The following is a 16,420-nucleotide window of genomic DNA, read 5'->3' as shown; positions in this document are numbered from 1 at the left end:
TTAATAAGCAACTACCTTCCTTTTCATCTTAGCCCCCCCTCCTGATACCCGCCATCAATAATAGCACTAAAATCAAAACTACCAAACCCACCAACATACCATTATAATAATCCCGAATGGAACACGTTATAATCTGCGTCCTTACCAACTGGTCGAAATACGCAGATGCACCCCCACTTCCAGCATGAGGATCGTTTCCAAACACACTATATACTTCCCGGATCCGACCAACCGTCTGCCCTAACTGAGGATTCATTTCATTCAAGGATTCACGAAACTTCTCCCGAATAACGCCCCTGTTATAAAGTTGCGAATAATTATTAATACTAATACTCAAACAAAATCCAACAAATCTGAAAAATATCCCCAACATTGAAACATTATAAGCCAGCTTTGGAGGTGCTGCGGACACGGTAAAAAATACAATTGGAATAAACAAAATGCCACATGCAGCACCATGTATCATCATTGGCAACATAAATTGACCTGTTGTTCCTGTAACCGAAACAACGGTCAACATATACACATAAAAGATCCCTAACACGACAAAACCACTAATTATAATACCAATCAACGATTTCCCTTTCAATACAAATCGCGCAGTTACAAACATCGCCAATATGATACCAGCAATATTGGCTATCCAGACCGGTATTAAGTGGAGTGGATCAACACCCAACACAACCTGAATATGGGTATAAGCCAAACTACTCGTTCCCTTAAACACATAGAATGAGATAAGCAGGAAAAAACCGGTAACAACCAATGGATATCCGAAAACTCCAAGATCAAACAACGGTCGTTTAATCCTTGTTTCCCTGACAATAAACAAGCCCAATATCACAACTCCTATTCCGGAAAAAACTCGTATGATCGGGCTATCCAGCCAATTCAACTGTTGTCCATACACACATATAAATCCAAACACACAACAAAAGACAGCATAGAATAAATATCCAATCCAATCAACCTGGTAAAGCGGCACTTTCTTCTGAAAACGAGCATGAGCATTCATTGTCACCAACACCAAAACAAGTGCTGGAATCATCATGATGCATAAACCATAAAACAACCATTGAAAATCGAAATAGTGCAACATCGTAGTACAATAAATAGCCGCAATTGGCAACGAGGTTTGTAATCCACCGTAGAATACCGTGTAGCCGATAGCCCTGGACCGCGTAACATGCAAACGGGGAAATATCAGATTTAATACAACGCTGCAAAGTAATGCACAAGCAATTCCCTGCCCAAACCTGCATACCATGAATACGCCAATATTCTTTGTATAAAAACAAACGGCATAGGTTATGAAATTAAGCGCAATGCCAACCAGGATATATTTTCGCGGTGATAAATTCTTGACAAAACGATAATCCAATCCAAAAAATCCTACCCCCGCACCATACATTACAACTACTGAATACAAAACGTCTGTAGGCTCCATACCATAATATCCTATGGCACTTTCCGCATTACCTGAATACAAACCAAAACCCAATAATGAAGTGAGCAGTATGCCGAAGATAACCAGTCTCGCCAGCCATTCAGGCACCCACTCTTTAAAAACCGGTATATTAGTAACCTGCATACTATTATTTTATGATGAACACACTGGCGTTCATGCCAGGTGCGAGTTGACTATAATTACTATTCAGCTTAATACGTACCGGAATTCTCTGCGTTACCTTTACGAAATTGCCGGTAGCATTATCCGGAGGCAGTAGTGAATATCTTGATCCCGTAGTAGGAGAAAGTGATTCAATTGTACCTGTAAAAATTTCATTTGGAAAAGCATCCACCTTAATCTTAGCTGCCTGTCCAGGACTAAAATGACTCACCTGCGTCTCTTTAAAATTAGCGACCACCCATTTCCCTTCATCCCTGTTGATTAAAAAAGCAAGCGTTTGCCCTGGCTGCACCAGCTGCCCTTCCTGTATGGTTTTCTTGCCTAGCTGGCCCTCAAACGGGGCTTTAACAACTGTATAATGAATGTCAAGCTCCTGCCTCGCCAATATTGCCTCTTTGACCTTTATTTCAGCTGCAATCGCTATCCTTTGAGCACGGAGATCTTTTAACTTCGACTGTGCTACTTTCATAGAAGCAATAGCTTCCTCGTACTCGGATTTATCTATCAACAGCGCAGCTTGTACACTCTCAAACTTTTGCCGGGTCGTTGATTCTTCTTTTAAAAGATTGACGTAACGATTGTACTCTTGTTGCTGATGTTCCAATTTTGCAAGTACCCCAGGAATATGGGCGCTAATAACTTCAATATTTCGTTGCTGGGTCTCCTCACCGGCATTTAATACATCGAGCTTCGCGCGGGAAATTAGTAGATCAGCCGCAGCAGCATCTCCTTTTAATTGGAATTCATCTACAACAATTCTTAAAAGCGTATCTCCTTTATGCACTACCTGGTTTTCTCTAAAATAGATCCTGTCAATATATCCACCAATCTTTGCGCTGATCGGGGCTAGATAGGCATCTACCTGGGCATCATTCGTCTGCTCATATTGGCTGATATCGATTAAATATTTCCCACCCCAACCGACAAGGACCAGCAATAATACAATTCCGAACCACTGCGTTGCACTTATGATAATGCTATCCGATTTGTGTTTACTCATTTTTATGTTCTGTTTAAATTAAAGAATACCTGTTTGGGCCAACAACCTGATATAGCTTAACCGAATATTAACTTTTGCAGATATAAGGGCGAATTTTGATTCAAGCAAACTGCTCTCTGCACTGAGCAAGTCAGTCAACAGCGATTCCTGACTTACATAACTATTGCGAATTACCCGAACACTTTCCGTGTTTTGCTTGATGTTTTCCTCTGCCGTTCTGAACGCTTCAGCGGCTTGCTGACATTGTAAATATGCCTCCTTGATATCTGCAGACAGCTCATCCTGCTTCATCTTTAAGATCTCCGTTTGCCGGGCAATTCCATTTTTCCCCCTCGCTAACAAATGCCTGTTTTTATACAGGTTATCCAGCGAGCAGGTCATCTTTACACCCATCTGCCCAAATGACCAAAGCTGATTGGAATAGGGATAGTAAGATACCTGGGGGTACGTATAGTTGTAATAAGAAAACAGCGATACATTTGGAAGTATATTGGCTTTTATTTGCCTGAGGCTGAGATTGGCTAACTTTAACCTGCTTACTTCTATTTTATAGGCAGGAGACCTGGAAAGTGAAAGTTCAACATATTCCATGTAACTGGTCTGCTGGGGCAATTCCAGCGGCCTGATACTGTCTCCATATGAAATTACCACCGGATCTTCGCTGCCATGCCCCATCAGAATATTTAACCGTTGAGACGCAACCTGAATTTGTTTGTCCAGGCCAGATAAGCTCAGTTCCAGCTGTGATAATTTCACACGACTCCTCAAAACATCACTTTCCAGGACGGTGCCATTTTTATAAAAGCTCTCAATGGTCTGTAGTTGCTTTTTCTGTGTTGCTATTTCCAGAGAAAGGAAATCCCGGAAATAAAGAAATTTGTAAAGGTCATAGAATACAACGGCTGCTAAATAGTGTACGTTATTTCGTTGCATACCATACTCATGCTGCGTTTTCAATTTCTCCTCTTCACTTATGCTAATATTCCTGCTGTTCTTCCGCCCATCATAAATATTAAAATTAAAAGAATAGCCAAATCCATATCCATATTTGGACACCGGGAAAAAGTCCGGAGATGAAAACAATCCTTCCGGATATATCCTGAACTTCGTATTATGTAAAGCACTTCCGGAGATTGCCAGTGAAGGCAGCAGATTGTCTCTGGAAATATCAACGTTGATGATACTTTCGCTTAATGCAAGGCTGGACAGCTTTAACTGGCTATTACCTGCATCTACTATATTCCAGACCTGCTCAAGTGTTAATGAGTCTTTACTAAAACGCTGTGCAGCCGACTTTCCTGGCACAGGTAATAACAACGCTATCAGTAATAGCGCAAACGTAAATAAGTATCTGTTCATGTTATTTATTCTAATCTTGCCTGATGTGTGTTTATTGTAAGATCATCCATCTAAAAAATCACGTACTACACCAATATGTACCGGAAAAGCGCTTCGATCGGCTGGCGTAACTGATGGAGCTGAGCTGCCAGCAATGCTTCCTGTCCGGAACCATCCGGATTAGCAAGCAGGTAACGGCGCTTGTAGCGCGCAGCTTCGCTCATCATGATAAAAAAAACATTTATTATTATCTGGTTAGGAATAGCAAGTGTGATTACACCTGACCTGCGGCATTGATCTAAAAGGGTGTCAAGAGCTGAGGCTATCATCGCTTCAATTCGATCAATATATCCCCTTAAACCAGCCTCTATATTACCATTACGAGCCTTCAAAAAAATTAAAATAAGGTTGCTATCCCCGAGTAATCTGCTCAGAAAATCAGATGTAAAGCGGACTAGTTGATCGATCGGGTTATCCATTTTCTGGTTACATGGTAAATGCAGTATTATAAGCTGCTCGGTTGCCTTCAGAATGTGTTCAAGTAAGGCTTCTTTAGAGTGATAATAGTAATATATCGACGAGATATTTACCCTTGCGCTATTTGAAATTGCCCTCATCGACACATCGGAAAAATCAAAGGCGGCAAAAAGGTCCTCAGCAGATTTAATGATTCTTTTGCGCGTAAATTGTTCTTTCATCTTCAAAGTGTTTTATCTGACACAATGCAAAACTATTTAACACCGATGTTGATCATTTTATATAATTAGCCTAAAAATTGCTTATTTTGGCCAGGTGAAACGTATTGAAGAATTAATTAAGGTTATTGACGAATACCCTAAGACCATCCTTGTGGTCAGACAACAAACTGAACAGAAGCTGGCAGCCCATAAACACGATAAAGGGCAATTATTACTAGTATTCGGAGGTATCGCCTACCTGCAAACCAGTGAGCGGGATTACTACATTCCATCCAATCATTACGTGTGGATACCCAAAAGATACCTTCACAATCTCATGTTCAACACACAGGACCTGTTTATAATAAATATCTATTTCCCAGGCAAGATTGAAGCAGATTCTCAATTTTATAACGAGTTAGGTATATATCCTGTAAGCAGACTGCTTTCGGAAATGCTGTCTTTTACAGAGAATTGGCAGGGAAATTTTTCAAACGGAACATGGGAATATGAATATCTAAATACCATTAAACATCTTTTACCAAAAGAAAATCTGAATAAATTCACCATTCAGCTACCGACTACGGATGATAAAAAATTAAATGAAATTACCAGTTACCTCCGGGGCAACCTGAATGAAGAGCTAAATATGGACGATACAGCCAACAGGTTTTGTATGAGTGTTCGTAGCCTGACAAGACTCTTTCAAAACAAAATACACATCTCTTTTCTCCAGTATGTTAAAATGCTACGGATTATTCGTGCGATGGAACTGCTAAAAGGAACAGATCTGAGCATCAGTGAAATTGCATATGAGGTAGGTTATTCAAATATATCAGCATTCAGCAATACCTTCTCGCAGATGGTAAACATGCGTCCCAGTGACTTTAGACGTAATAGTTAAGAATCGGAGTTAATATTTTTAGGCAGGGATACGAATAAAAAAAGGCTGTACCTGGATTATGATACAACCTCTTTTAAAGTTCCAAAATCAATTCTATCCCGTTCCAATTAAAAGGATTAGTAACTTATTTTTTAACAAATTTCCTAACAATCGTACGACCATCTTTGTTGAAAGTAATAATATACACGCCTGGTTGAAGCTTAGATAAATCAATGCTATTACCAGTAACCCATGTATTTACCACACGATTTCCTGCTACATTAACGATACTAACACTGGCACCGGCCAGTTCGCGGGAAGAAAGATAGATAGTTTCAGCAGCAGGATTGGGATAAAGCGTTAATTCACTTGCTACACCAATAACCGTTTTTTTCACCGCAGCCATTTTCGCATTAGGCATTATCAATTTCCATTGCCCGCATGTCTGGTTATTATTACCCCATTGACGAACATTTGCTCCATTAGCAGTACTTGCATTCTCCACCTCCACTACCTTGCCACTATGCTTAGGAATAATTTTATAGTATCCGTCACCAGTAGACTGCATAACAAACTGTTGGTTAAAAGTGCCAAAATAATCCCATTGGAATACATTTGCACCTTCATTCTTACTGATACCATCCACATCTACTACCTTGCCACTCGCAACTGCACTGATCTTATAAGTACCATCACCCAGGTGCGTAAACTGAAATTGCTGATTACTACCTCCAACATATTCCCACTGCTGAATGTTTCCACCATTCTCAGATACATGTTCTGCTGCAAGGTCCATATATTTTCCGCTATTGCGGTTTTGAATAAACCAGGTACCGTCCAAACCGGCTGTGCCAGTTGTACGAATGCGTAATGAAGTAACCTTATCATTTAAGCCATCATTTACCAGGCAACTGACATTTCCCCTGTAAGTTTTCGATGCACCGCTGAAATTGATGTCATCATATACCGTTACTTCAAATCCTTCCGCGACAGTCAAACTTGATAACACATCGTTGTCGATTCCTAAAGACTGTAGCCTGTCCAAATTATAGTCGCCTACTTCAAGTCCATTAGCAAAACCCAAATAGTTACAGTCATTGTAAAAATTGGCAACTTCCTGCTGGTTTTTGGTACGGATACCAAAAATGGTATTCACCCTGTTGGCAAGGTCCTTCAGGTTAATATTGTTGTCGTTATACACCCAATAAAATCCACCTTTGGAATTGCAGTTATTTTTAGCGCTGGTCATCTTATTGGCTACCGTAGTGGCATTTTCATAATTAAGATCTCCTGTGTGCAACTGAATACCGTTTATGTTCCAATCACATGGATTGTTACCAGCGCCTCCCTCATACCATTGTAAATATACCTTATCAACTGCACCACTCCGCTGGTTATTAACATTGGTCGCCAGGTTTTGCCAGTATGCCTTATTCATGTAAGGAGCAAGCGTTGTTTTATAACCAATATCCGCCAACATAACATGAAAAGAAGTCGCTGAATTGACATCATATGCTTCCTCATCATCGTTATTGATTGCATCAATGGAAGGTATAGCCGTTTTCAATGCCATGAAATTACGATAAAGGATGCTTCCTGTACCAACACCCTGACTCGCAACCAGGTTTTTGATATTCGTATAAGAGTGACTACCCCAGCCACCAATACATGTTTCCACCCTGTTGATGGAAGTGACGCCGGTTTTAAGAGAAGTTACATCTGCAACATAGTTTGGATTGGTGGCACCAAAGACATAGGTTCCGTTTGAGCAGATGGTTTGTCCATCAGTTGTCAAATCCCCATTTGGCTGAACAGTGACATCAAATAGGATCACATAGGTAAATCCGGAAGCTTTTAGGTCTGTAATGGTATGATTTCTCTCCCTACGGAAATGTCCACCGACATAAATACCCGATTGAGCAGAAACATACTCACTTATTGACAACAGGATAATACATAAAAGTCTAAAATTCATTTTCATAACAATAGTAGTTATTAGAGGGTTTAATATTGAGTGTTTAACGTGGTTGCTACAATTTCTTTAAGTTAACCGCCTACATTACCGGGTTTAGATATAGACTTTTTAAAGGTACACAAACCTATCTGAAAATTCTATCAGAACATACTTAAAATTCTATTTTAACTGGAGACCAGGCCACCGGGCGCAAACAAGCAATAGTGTTTTATATCTCATATAAATACCTGCTGCATTTAATCTGTTAGTTTCCTCAATCTTATGTGTAATCCCTAAATATGTCTTTGTCATCTGGAACATGAGATAGTTTTCCTGTTCATTTGGTAACAAATGTGGAGTAATGGCCTGATGTAAACTTTTCATCTTTGCAGTATTGATAAAACACATCAAAGATGAAAAGTTACTTATTATTGACCATTGCCATCTTTTACGGGATGGTAGTGCATGCACAGGATAGTGTGAAAAGCAGTTTCTGGCATCCTGATCCACCACATTACAAAGCGAAACAAGCCATTGAAGCGGAATCACTCTTCCCGATGTTTTTTACTGGTGGGTACCACGCCGCCGTGGGATTCCGCTACGATAAATTCCGCGTAAGAGTAAGCGTTATCAATGGTGGCACCTACAATGCAGAACCTGCCGGACTGAAAAACCAAAAGGAGGACTTCAAACGATTCTACAAAACATCTCCAGGTATTTTCCTGGGATATAATATCTGGAAGAACCTGGAACTCTATACATTTCTGGAAATGCACACTTTTGCCATTGAACAAAAGTCTACCGGCATTCGCCAGGATATACGGAGCAATGACTTTGGCGGGGGCATCAGCTACCAGTTTTTCTTTGGCAAATACCTATACCTGCAACCTGGTCTGCACCTTTATTTGCGGGGCGATAAAACCCGCGATTTCAATGGCGCACCATACACGATACCTAATGCAGATGTAGCCCCGGTCATCCGTATAGGCTACAGGTTATGGGAAAAACAATAAGATTAATGCGTGTATGTTATTTGCCTGTGGCAACTATACACACAAGGACATGATAACTACAGGCCAATCTTCTCCTGCAATGAAACAGCTATTGTATGATGCCTCATTGGCAGGTAGTTCACACAACACGCAGCCTGCGCAGACCCATTGATAGTTTTACAATGTTTAAGTAATCTTCTTTGTTTTTGTAAATTTGTTCCACAATTCATATGTATTTGTGGGATGACAGATAAACAAGATCTAAAACAACAGGTTGAAAGCCTTTGTTCCCTGAGCGATAAAGAGTGGCAGACATTTGCTGCACGGCTGAACTACAGGGAGATAAAAAAAGGAGATTACGTTTTATACCAGGACCGGGTTTGTGATTTCGTGGCATTTGTCCAATCGGGAGCTTTTGTTTATTTCCGCTCTCTGGAAAATGGAACGGAGTATACCACTGATTTCGGTTTCAACGGTGAATGGATTGGAGATATGTATAGCCGGCTGAATGGCATCCCTTCTTTTCTCAACATTAAGGCATTGGAAGATTCGGCGATACATATTTTATATCAAAAGGACCTGGATGAATTACTTAGTGCTATCCCAGCATTGGAAAAGCTACTCCGGATCCTGGTTGAAAGAGCTTTTTTGAAAATCGTCCGACAAAGCCTGCACTTTCAGATAGTCGATGCCAAAGAACGTTACCTGAAATTGATGGAAGAATCGCCGGAAATTTTGCAAAGAGTTCCCTTGTACCATATTGCCAACTATCTGGGTATCGCTCCCAAATCGCTGAGTAGGATCAGAAAAAATACGGTTAAAGGAAGACAACCCTGATGAAACGGTATTTATCGCTTTTAAAAAAAAGCGCAGATGGAATTACCAGATAAAGAGGACTATGTAAAAGCGACATTTCAGCATTAGTCTTTTATAATTCAATGAGATGAAGGAAGATTCGTTTCAGTATGGATTAGCTTTAATTGAGGTTATTATAACCGGACTAAACATCTACCCTATAAATTTATAGCGCCCCCACCGATTGCTTTTAGCCAATTTCACTTATTTTAAATTTTGTGTTTAACTGCCTCTTATTTAATATTGGGCTGTAATATTCCCTGCTATATTTCCGAACAGAAATGCGGAACTAGCCTGCCAGTTTGTAGATTGAACCGAAGCATGGGTATTTCACGCCAAACCACGTGGAATGACTGGGTGGTTAGTTTTGCTTTGAAATGCCCACAGAAGAACCCACAATCTTAGAGTATGTTTAAAAACTAATTCTACTTATTTTAGAAGTATACTAATGAATGCTACCTGGATGAAAGCCACAGATGATTCAGGTAGCCTTTCATAATCCTTCGACAATCTTCTGAAGTTATTGAGCCAAGCGAATGATCGTTCAACCTGCCATCTACCTTTCTGTGGCACAAAACCCTTTACTGTCGGCGGTTTCTGAGCTATTTCCATCTTCCATTTGTAATAATTCTCAACCATATCGCTAAACTCTCCCTGGTATGCTTTATCTGTACGAATCAGTTTCATCCTATGACTAACCTTTTCAATTTTCCACAGCAAATCAAAACCGCCAATTGAGTCATGAATATTTGCGCCGCTGACACTTATCGCAATTGGTAATCCTAAGCTATCAACAGCAAGATGCCTTTTTCGACCATTGATATGCTTACCGCCATCGATCCCGGTTTCTATACTTACGAATCCAGTTTTCTTTATACTTTGGCTATCGATAGCACTGACAGATGGTGCATAATTTCGCCCCTGATCTATCCGCTCTTTTCTAACCATTTTTAACATCACCTGTTCCAGCACACCTGCTTTTTTCCATTTATTGAAATAATAGTAAACTATCTGCCAGTAAGGGAAATCACTGCTTAGATTACGCCATTGACTACCTGTTCTGCAAATCCATAATATAGCATTGAAGATAGTTCGAAGGCTATATTTACGCTTTCTTTTGTCCGTTAATATTTTTTCTATACTTTTCCAGTGCGAATCGGTCAATAATGTGAACTTCGTTCTCATAGTTTGTTTTGTGGTAAATCCAAACTAATTGATCGATTCGTACTTTCCTAATTTTAGCCCATCAGAATTTTAAACATACTCTTAACAAAGCATATTGCATCATTATTTGAAAATAATCGCCATGAATAGTATTTCCATCTTCCGCATTAGTCAGCTATTACTATGTTTTTATGTTATGTCAACCATCAACGTTCAGGCACAGGACACATCGCACGTTATTACAAACGACATAGACAATTTCTGGAAAGCCTTTGATAGTATTCAAACCATTTCGGTTAAACAACAACAGGTGGCTGTTATGAAAGCGCTATACATAGACAATGGTACAGATGGCCTGAGAACTTTTATGCGCCTGAGAAATTTTGATGAAACCAGGCTTGTAGACGTTATAGAAAAATATCCTAAATATTGGCGATCCATACGCAACAACACATTGGCGATCAAGCCAAAAATACAATCATTTGAAAAATATATCCGGGAATTTAAACTGATTTTTCCAGAGCTTCGCCCTGCTACTATCTATTTTACTATAGGCGCAATTCGTGCCGCAGGAACAGTTGAAGACTCTATTGTTTTGATAGGTACCGAAATCGCAATGGGTAATAAACATACCGAAGTTTCAGAATTCCCCAATGCGAGACTGGCGAACTTTTTTAAAAATCAGGATACCAATAATATTATTCCAATAGTAATCCATGAGTATGTGCACACGCAGCAAAAAGGAGAAGCTAAAATACTCTTAGGACAATGCATTTATGAAGGTGCCTGCGACTTCATTACAGAGTTGATATTGAAAACACCATTAAATAACTCTTATCTCGAATACGGGAGAATGCATGAGAAAGAATTGATGGATGTTTTCAAAAAGGAAATGTTGAACGAAGATTTTTCAAACTGGCTTTATAATGGTACAACTGCAACAACAATGGGAGACCTCGGATATTTCATAGGATATACTATTTGTAAAGGATATTACCGTAATTCAAATAACAAAGCAAAGGCCATCAGAGACATCATCCGGCTAGATTACGCTGATCAACCAGCTGTACTACAATTTCTTTCTTTATCTGGCTTTTAAGATAAATATCCATCGCACAAACTTCTTTAAATGGTTATTATATTGGATTGGCAGAAATGTGTTCAGCTGATAGTGTTGGGGTTAAAGAATGTTATACCGATCCCGAACACCCTGAAAGAAAGTAGTATCACCTGACGCAGATGAAAATCCATTAAAGAAATTCTTATTAACGGGTATTTATTTACTAAGAAAATGCATAAACGTTTACAATAAACAAAGTTATGATTGGTAGTCCTGAACATTTTCATCAACTTGAAAAATCCCTTGCACGCAAGTTGGGCATTGCAGCATTCCAAAGTGGTCTCCAGGTTTTAAGAAATGACCGCGGCTGGCGTGAAAACGAAATTTCAATCGACTATATCTGGATGGTAACAATAGACCATTCATATTCCGGGGAAGGCGGGATTTTTGCCATCAAATATAAAGAAAGCAAATTTCGTGAAAAGGTAAATCCGGGAGAGCTGGTACAGGGGATTTTCACTAATAAGGATGAAATTAGTCAAATCTATACAGAAACCGGTACTACTGATTTAAGAGGTATTTTCGATTTCAATTTATTTGAAGGCAGCCAGGGAATTACTTTAGACGGAGTAAGTTATACTATAAGGATATCAGGACAAAATATTGATACATTCATAAGCCTCAGTAACCCTAATACTGATTCCTGGAAAAAATGGGAAGCAGAGATATGGGCATTGGGTAACAGGATGGCCCTGGCATCTGGAAACAAAGAGATGATTAATTTATTCCAATAACACGCTTGTTAAATGAGACAAACTCCTCTGCCAAATGTACCTTCTGCAGAAGAGGTGGAAAAGAATGGACAGGATCTGGGAGAGATGAATAAGGTGTTGTTGAAAAAGGTAGAGGAGCTGACGCTGTATATGATTGAACAGCAGAAAGTGAATGAAGACTTAAATAAAAGGTTGTTAGCGTTAGAGAATAAATAGACAAAAAAATATGGCCCGCCAAGGCGGGCCATATTTTTTTGTAAAATGTTGTTAGGCTTATGCCGCTTCGCCATTCCAATAATCCTGACGAATATTTTTCCCTCTTATCTTGAGCTCGTCTATTATTCAATTTTACTGAAATCTAATAGACCCGCATTATTGTGTAACCGGTACCTGGTACTGATAATCCAGCACCTTCAGGATCTTGCCATCCATACCTCTCACCACTTTCAGCCGCCCCAATGGGTCAAAATCATAAAAGGTAGGTCTGTCTGCAATATCAGTTTCACTGGTTACTCCCAGCAAAGGTTCTGTTGTATAAGATACCATCATTGCACCCAATGGATAAACTTTAAGCTCATCTATATATCCTGTTCCACTTATTGTAAAACCACCCACACCCGTAATACGATGTTCGTAATGTGTCCATTGGTCAATAGTAGATCCTTTCACAGGATAACCGGCAAGAGTGCCCGCAATTGTATACGGACCCGCATTTTTCGTCCAATAAGAAACAACATAAGTACCCCCACTGCTGGAAAGTGGTACGGAGATGTTTCCACTAGCCAGATCATAAGACCGCTTGCCGGTCAGACTATATTGTGTATTGACACCATTTGCACTATAATTTACCCTGCCGCTGGCATCAGGCTCAAAGCTTGTGTAGGAAAAAGTAGCATAACTACCGTTTTCAACTTTGGCAATCGGATAGAGATTATTATCAGACCAGAGAATAGATGAAGTCACACCCTTGGACAATGTCTCCCGCAATGTTTCATAGGGACCATAACTATTGAAAAGCACCTCCTGTGTAAAAGGGCCCTGCTTTAAAGAACGTTCGATGGAACTAAGTGCATAATTATTACCACTGGGTCCATAAGCGTATCTCACTTTATAAGTCTCATTATTATTGACCAGCCCTGTCTGCTCAAGCAGTTTTGTATAACGGCCTGCTGATACCAGCGCACTCGCTGAAGGATTACTCGTGGCATCAACTGGATACAAATATGTTGTCTTTACCTGCTCATTCTTACTATTTAAAGATGCCTGAGAGATAAGCTGTCCTTTCGTATTATATGCATAGTCCTCGTTCATTGTCAACACCTGTCCATTCGCATACTGACTGCTTATCTTATTTTTCAGCTGGTACCATCTTGTATACAATGGATAACTAAGTACAATATACCCCAGTGTATATCCAGGAGGTGCCGCCGCACGGCACTCATAGCCAATCATAAATTTCTTATAGCAGTTAAACCCGGTGAAGAGTTGTGTCTGGCTGCTTTCATAATTATAAACGACATCAGAGAGGCGCGTACCAGCAGCATCAAAGAGCTCTTCTTTTTCAAGTGATCCGTTAGCAATATCAGGATCATCCGGCATTCCGTATGAATTACTGCTCTCCTTATTATGATAATAGTAGACATGTGAACCATTGCTGCTACCATCATTTGCCACATCTGTTTCTACCACCCTGGAATAAGCCACCGCATTACCCCCTGCTGAGTTGGAGAAAGGCACATAATTTTCTGCAGACACAAACCAGATATTGGCAGTGGTACCATATGCGGTCTGTGATCCTGCAGGAAGCGTTTCAAAGTACATCGATCTGACATCAACATGTGATAACTTCGACAGGATCACACCAGAAGTGGAACCGTCTGCATTCACATAGCTCAGCTTCCTGGTACCTGCCAGCAAACCCGTTTGTGAATAATTACGTATAGTAGCCAGGCGGCTTCCCCCTCCATAACTGATGTTAGTTGGCAGATCCGGCATATCAGTATATTCAAAGAAAGCACGAATAGATGCACCCTTATTAAAATCATTCTGACGCCCCAGTACATCAGGCAATTCCACAGCAATGGTATAATAGCTGATAGCAGGATCATATTGAAAAGTAACCGTCTCCTGGTAAGAAAGATTCCTGGAAGCGTCAAATGCCGCCTGGTCAGATGTGCTCATCTGCCAGGTCCTGATCACAGTAGATACGCCATTCACCACTTTTGAAATAGTTACCTTAGAAGGTGCCAGATTGGCAAATGTCAAACCCTGTGCAGAAGTACCCCCGCTTACGTTATATTTAAGTGTCAGGGGCATCGTTTTGGAGAGTTTGAATTGGGATATTTTCACATCATTCGTTTCGTTGTAGTCTGATATGTCCACCCGCTTAGTCACAGCCGTAATTTTATTTGCATCCGGATAATTGTAATGACCAAAAGAATGCGCTTCATAATCAAACGTCGTGTACCCACCAGTAGGATAAGTAATTCTCTTCAGGAGATAAGCATTCATCTTCGTCACATCAGGCGCCCTGTTTGCTCCATCGATGGTGGTCAGAAAGCTGGGAGTAGGCATATCCCAGCGGTAATAACCGGTTTGTATAAAAAAGGTCAGATCCGGAATAAGCTTTGTATTGTTAGCACCATTATAATACCCCCAATAGTCTCGCGCAAAAGAAGTTTTAAGGGGCATGGTGACAGTTTCATCATAGTCAAATTTATACGCAGGCTGTTCCAAACTCTGTACACCATTTGTATAACCTACCTCTTTTACTGACAACAATTTTAATCGTTTGCCTAGAATATCCTGTGTGGTCAGACCTTTGGTATAATCACCGCCGATAACCGTGTATGGGAAGTAGTTATAGGAGAATACCCAGGATTTGATTTTATTACCGGTTCCCCGCGCAATCATATCGACCGACTTAATTCTCTTTACACTCATCGTACCGTTGCTGTTGTCGCCGTCATTATCAGCTTTACCCAGCATATCGTCCCTGTCTTCCATATTGAAAACGACCTGCATATCAGCGGTTACAATTTTAGATAACAACCGTGTACTGCTGGAGTTATTTTGTAAATAGGGCTGCACAAACAGTTCAGCTGTACTCCCCATCCCCAATGGATACTGAGAGTGGTAGGTTTCGCTGAATGAAAACCAGCTACTAAATCCCCTGGTATATTCGAAATTGATAGTCTTCCCATTATTGAAATCAATTTGCGTTAATTTCCAGGTAAATCCAGCGTAATCGGAACTATCTGAAACGTAAGAAAATTCTGTTGCAGCAAAGGTGAATTTATTGCCGTCAATAGTCGTCGCACGCCAACCCCCACCCTGATCCGGCTCAAATTTTATATCGCTCTTCTTGTCGAGCAACACAATTTGTTTCGTTTCAGGATTAATATAAAAACGACCGGAATACCCCCCGGGGAAATTGTACATATAAATATCCGGCTGTCCGTGGCCCTGTTGTAAATAGTCCAGGGTCAACTGATCATCTCCTACACTTTTGGAATCAAAAGGAATACAGGGAAATACTTTCCGGCCGATCTCCGGGCGGGATGCCTGTACACCGGTAACAGGTATATTGTCTTTCAGAAACTGATATCCTGGCGCCAGTGTCAGCTGATCATAACTATCTTTCTTACCATTGATTACCTGTATAATAGAGCCTCCCGGGTCAAGGCTCCACCCAAGACCTACACTACTGGCCTGGTCTTCAACCTTTATCCCCGAACCATGGTATCTAAGGGTAATTGGGATCTCAATACCAGCTTCCTTAATAGTGTAAAAGGGGATCGATATATCTGCAGTACCTGTATAATATCCGATCGGTATACCACCGAACTTTCCAATCATTGCAGCTTCCGGAGAAGTAGGCAATGTCGTTTTAATATCAAACAAATTAGAAGGAACCTGCGATACACATTTGCCAGCGATTGCTACAAATGAGCATAGCAGCAAAGTCCGTTTGAGGACCGGCAGTACAATAGGTATAGTCATAAAAAAGTACTTAGGGTCTGCTGATATAGTAATAAAACATTGTTAATCAATATGATGTGGCTTGTTTTTTGCTGTAGAAGTGTTTGTATATT

13 protein-coding genes are annotated in these 16,420 nt (G+C 40.3%); 6 read left to right on the top strand and 7 right to left on the bottom strand.

Translation table 11 applies throughout. The features are described from left to right. Positions 1–28: 28 nt before the first annotated feature. From U0033_RS30910 to U0033_RS30895, 4 genes are all read right to left on the bottom strand, one after another. Positions 29–1,591, bottom strand: a complete 1,563-nt coding sequence (locus U0033_RS30910; protein ID WP_072366321.1) for an MFS transporter — start codon at positions 1,589–1,591, stop codon at positions 29–31. Between the two features lie 4 nt (positions 1,592–1,595). After that, positions 1,596–2,630: an HlyD family secretion protein gene (locus U0033_RS30905; RefSeq protein WP_072366323.1), complete on the bottom strand. Its 1,035-nt coding sequence runs from the start codon at positions 2,628–2,630 to the stop codon at positions 1,596–1,598. 18 nt (positions 2,631–2,648) lie between these two features. Then, positions 2,649–3,989 (bottom strand): TolC family protein, encoded by a 1,341-nt coding sequence (locus U0033_RS30900; protein ID WP_072366325.1) that lies wholly within the window; start codon positions 3,987–3,989, stop codon positions 2,649–2,651. 65 nt (positions 3,990–4,054) lie between these two features. Further along, complete coding sequence (locus U0033_RS30895; RefSeq protein WP_072366326.1) at positions 4,055–4,666, bottom strand: TetR/AcrR family transcriptional regulator; 612 nt, start codon at positions 4,664–4,666, stop codon at positions 4,055–4,057. A gap of 94 nt (positions 4,667–4,760) precedes the next feature. On the opposite strand from U0033_RS30895, the gene U0033_RS30890 reads away from it, so the two are divergent. Further along, positions 4,761–5,549, top strand: coding sequence for an AraC family transcriptional regulator (locus tag U0033_RS30890; RefSeq protein WP_072366327.1), 789 nt, complete (start codon positions 4,761–4,763; stop codon positions 5,547–5,549). Between the two features lie 124 nt (positions 5,550–5,673). Here the strand turns inward: U0033_RS30890 and U0033_RS30885 are convergent, their stop codons facing one another. Beyond that, positions 5,674–7,509, bottom strand: a complete 1,836-nt coding sequence (locus U0033_RS30885; RefSeq protein ID WP_072366329.1) for an RICIN domain-containing protein — start codon at positions 7,507–7,509, stop codon at positions 5,674–5,676. Between the two features lie 386 nt (positions 7,510–7,895). On the opposite strand from U0033_RS30885, the gene U0033_RS30880 reads away from it, so the two are divergent. Both U0033_RS30880 and U0033_RS30875 read left to right on the top strand, forming a co-directional pair. After that, on the top strand, positions 7,896–8,495 hold the full coding sequence (locus tag U0033_RS30880; protein WP_072366333.1) for a hypothetical protein: 600 nt from the start codon (positions 7,896–7,898) through the stop codon (positions 8,493–8,495). Positions 8,496–8,717: 222 nt separating this feature from the next. Further along, positions 8,718–9,311, top strand: coding sequence for a Crp/Fnr family transcriptional regulator (locus U0033_RS30875; RefSeq protein ID WP_072366335.1), 594 nt, complete (start codon positions 8,718–8,720; stop codon positions 9,309–9,311). 447 nt (positions 9,312–9,758) lie between these two features. On the opposite strand, the gene U0033_RS30870 is transcribed toward U0033_RS30875, so the two are convergent. Next, entirely contained in the window at positions 9,759–10,514 is a 756-nt protein-coding gene (locus U0033_RS30870; protein ID WP_322518432.1) for an IS5 family transposase, read from the bottom strand. Positions 10,515–10,689: 175 nt separating this feature from the next. On the opposite strand from U0033_RS30870, the gene U0033_RS30865 reads away from it, so the two are divergent. The 3 genes from U0033_RS30865 to U0033_RS30855 all read left to right on the top strand — a co-directional run bounded on the left by U0033_RS30865 (position 10,690) and on the right by U0033_RS30855 (position 12,542). Next, positions 10,690–11,592, top strand: coding sequence for a gliding motility protein GldB-related protein (locus U0033_RS30865; RefSeq protein ID WP_072366713.1), 903 nt, complete (start codon positions 10,690–10,692; stop codon positions 11,590–11,592). A 221-nt stretch (positions 11,593–11,813) separates the two neighbouring features. After that, positions 11,814–12,347, top strand: a complete 534-nt coding sequence (locus U0033_RS30860; RefSeq protein ID WP_072366715.1) for a hypothetical protein — start codon at positions 11,814–11,816, stop codon at positions 12,345–12,347. A 12-nt stretch (positions 12,348–12,359) separates the two neighbouring features. Next, entirely contained in the window at positions 12,360–12,542 is a 183-nt protein-coding gene (locus U0033_RS30855) for a hypothetical protein (protein ID WP_072366717.1), read from the top strand. 156 nt (positions 12,543–12,698) lie between these two features. On the opposite strand, the gene U0033_RS30850 is transcribed toward U0033_RS30855, so the two are convergent. Then, positions 12,699–16,328: an RHS repeat domain-containing protein gene (locus U0033_RS30850; protein WP_072366718.1), complete on the bottom strand. Its 3,630-nt coding sequence runs from the start codon at positions 16,326–16,328 to the stop codon at positions 12,699–12,701. Positions 16,329–16,420 lie beyond the last annotated feature (92 nt).

It is taken from the genome of Chitinophaga sancti, assembly GCF_034424315.1.
Taxonomy (GTDB): Bacteria; Bacteroidota; Bacteroidia; order Chitinophagales; family Chitinophagaceae; genus Chitinophaga; species Chitinophaga sancti.
The sequence above is the reverse complement of the archived record's forward strand: the minus strand, read 5'-3'. Positions and strand labels throughout refer to the sequence as shown.

Coding starts and splice junctions, on each gene's coding strand:
- U0033_RS30875 (WP_072366335.1), top strand. CDS start 8,718: ATGACAGATAAACAAGATCTAAAACAACAGGTTGAAAGCCTTTGTTCC.
- U0033_RS30870 (WP_322518432.1), bottom strand. CDS start 10,514: ATGAGAACGAAGTTCACATTATTGACCGATTCGCACTGGAAAAGTATA.
- U0033_RS30860 (WP_072366715.1), top strand. CDS start 11,814: ATGATTGGTAGTCCTGAACATTTTCATCAACTTGAAAAATCCCTTGCA.
- U0033_RS30910 (WP_072366321.1), bottom strand. CDS start 1,591: ATGCAGGTTACTAATATACCGGTTTTTAAAGAGTGGGTGCCTGAATGG.
- U0033_RS30885 (WP_072366329.1), bottom strand. CDS start 7,509: ATGAAAATGAATTTTAGACTTTTATGTATTATCCTGTTGTCAATAAGT.
- U0033_RS30905 (WP_072366323.1), bottom strand. CDS start 2,630: ATGAGTAAACACAAATCGGATAGCATTATCATAAGTGCAACGCAGTGG.
- U0033_RS30900 (WP_072366325.1), bottom strand. CDS start 3,989: ATGAACAGATACTTATTTACGTTTGCGCTATTACTGATAGCGTTGTTA.
- U0033_RS30855 (WP_072366717.1), top strand. CDS start 12,360: ATGAGACAAACTCCTCTGCCAAATGTACCTTCTGCAGAAGAGGTGGAA.
- U0033_RS30880 (WP_072366333.1), top strand. CDS start 7,896: ATGAAAAGTTACTTATTATTGACCATTGCCATCTTTTACGGGATGGTA.
- U0033_RS30865 (WP_072366713.1), top strand. CDS start 10,690: ATGTCAACCATCAACGTTCAGGCACAGGACACATCGCACGTTATTACA.
- U0033_RS30895 (WP_072366326.1), bottom strand. CDS start 4,666: ATGAAAGAACAATTTACGCGCAAAAGAATCATTAAATCTGCTGAGGAC.
- U0033_RS30850 (WP_072366718.1), bottom strand. CDS start 16,328: ATGACTATACCTATTGTACTGCCGGTCCTCAAACGGACTTTGCTGCTA.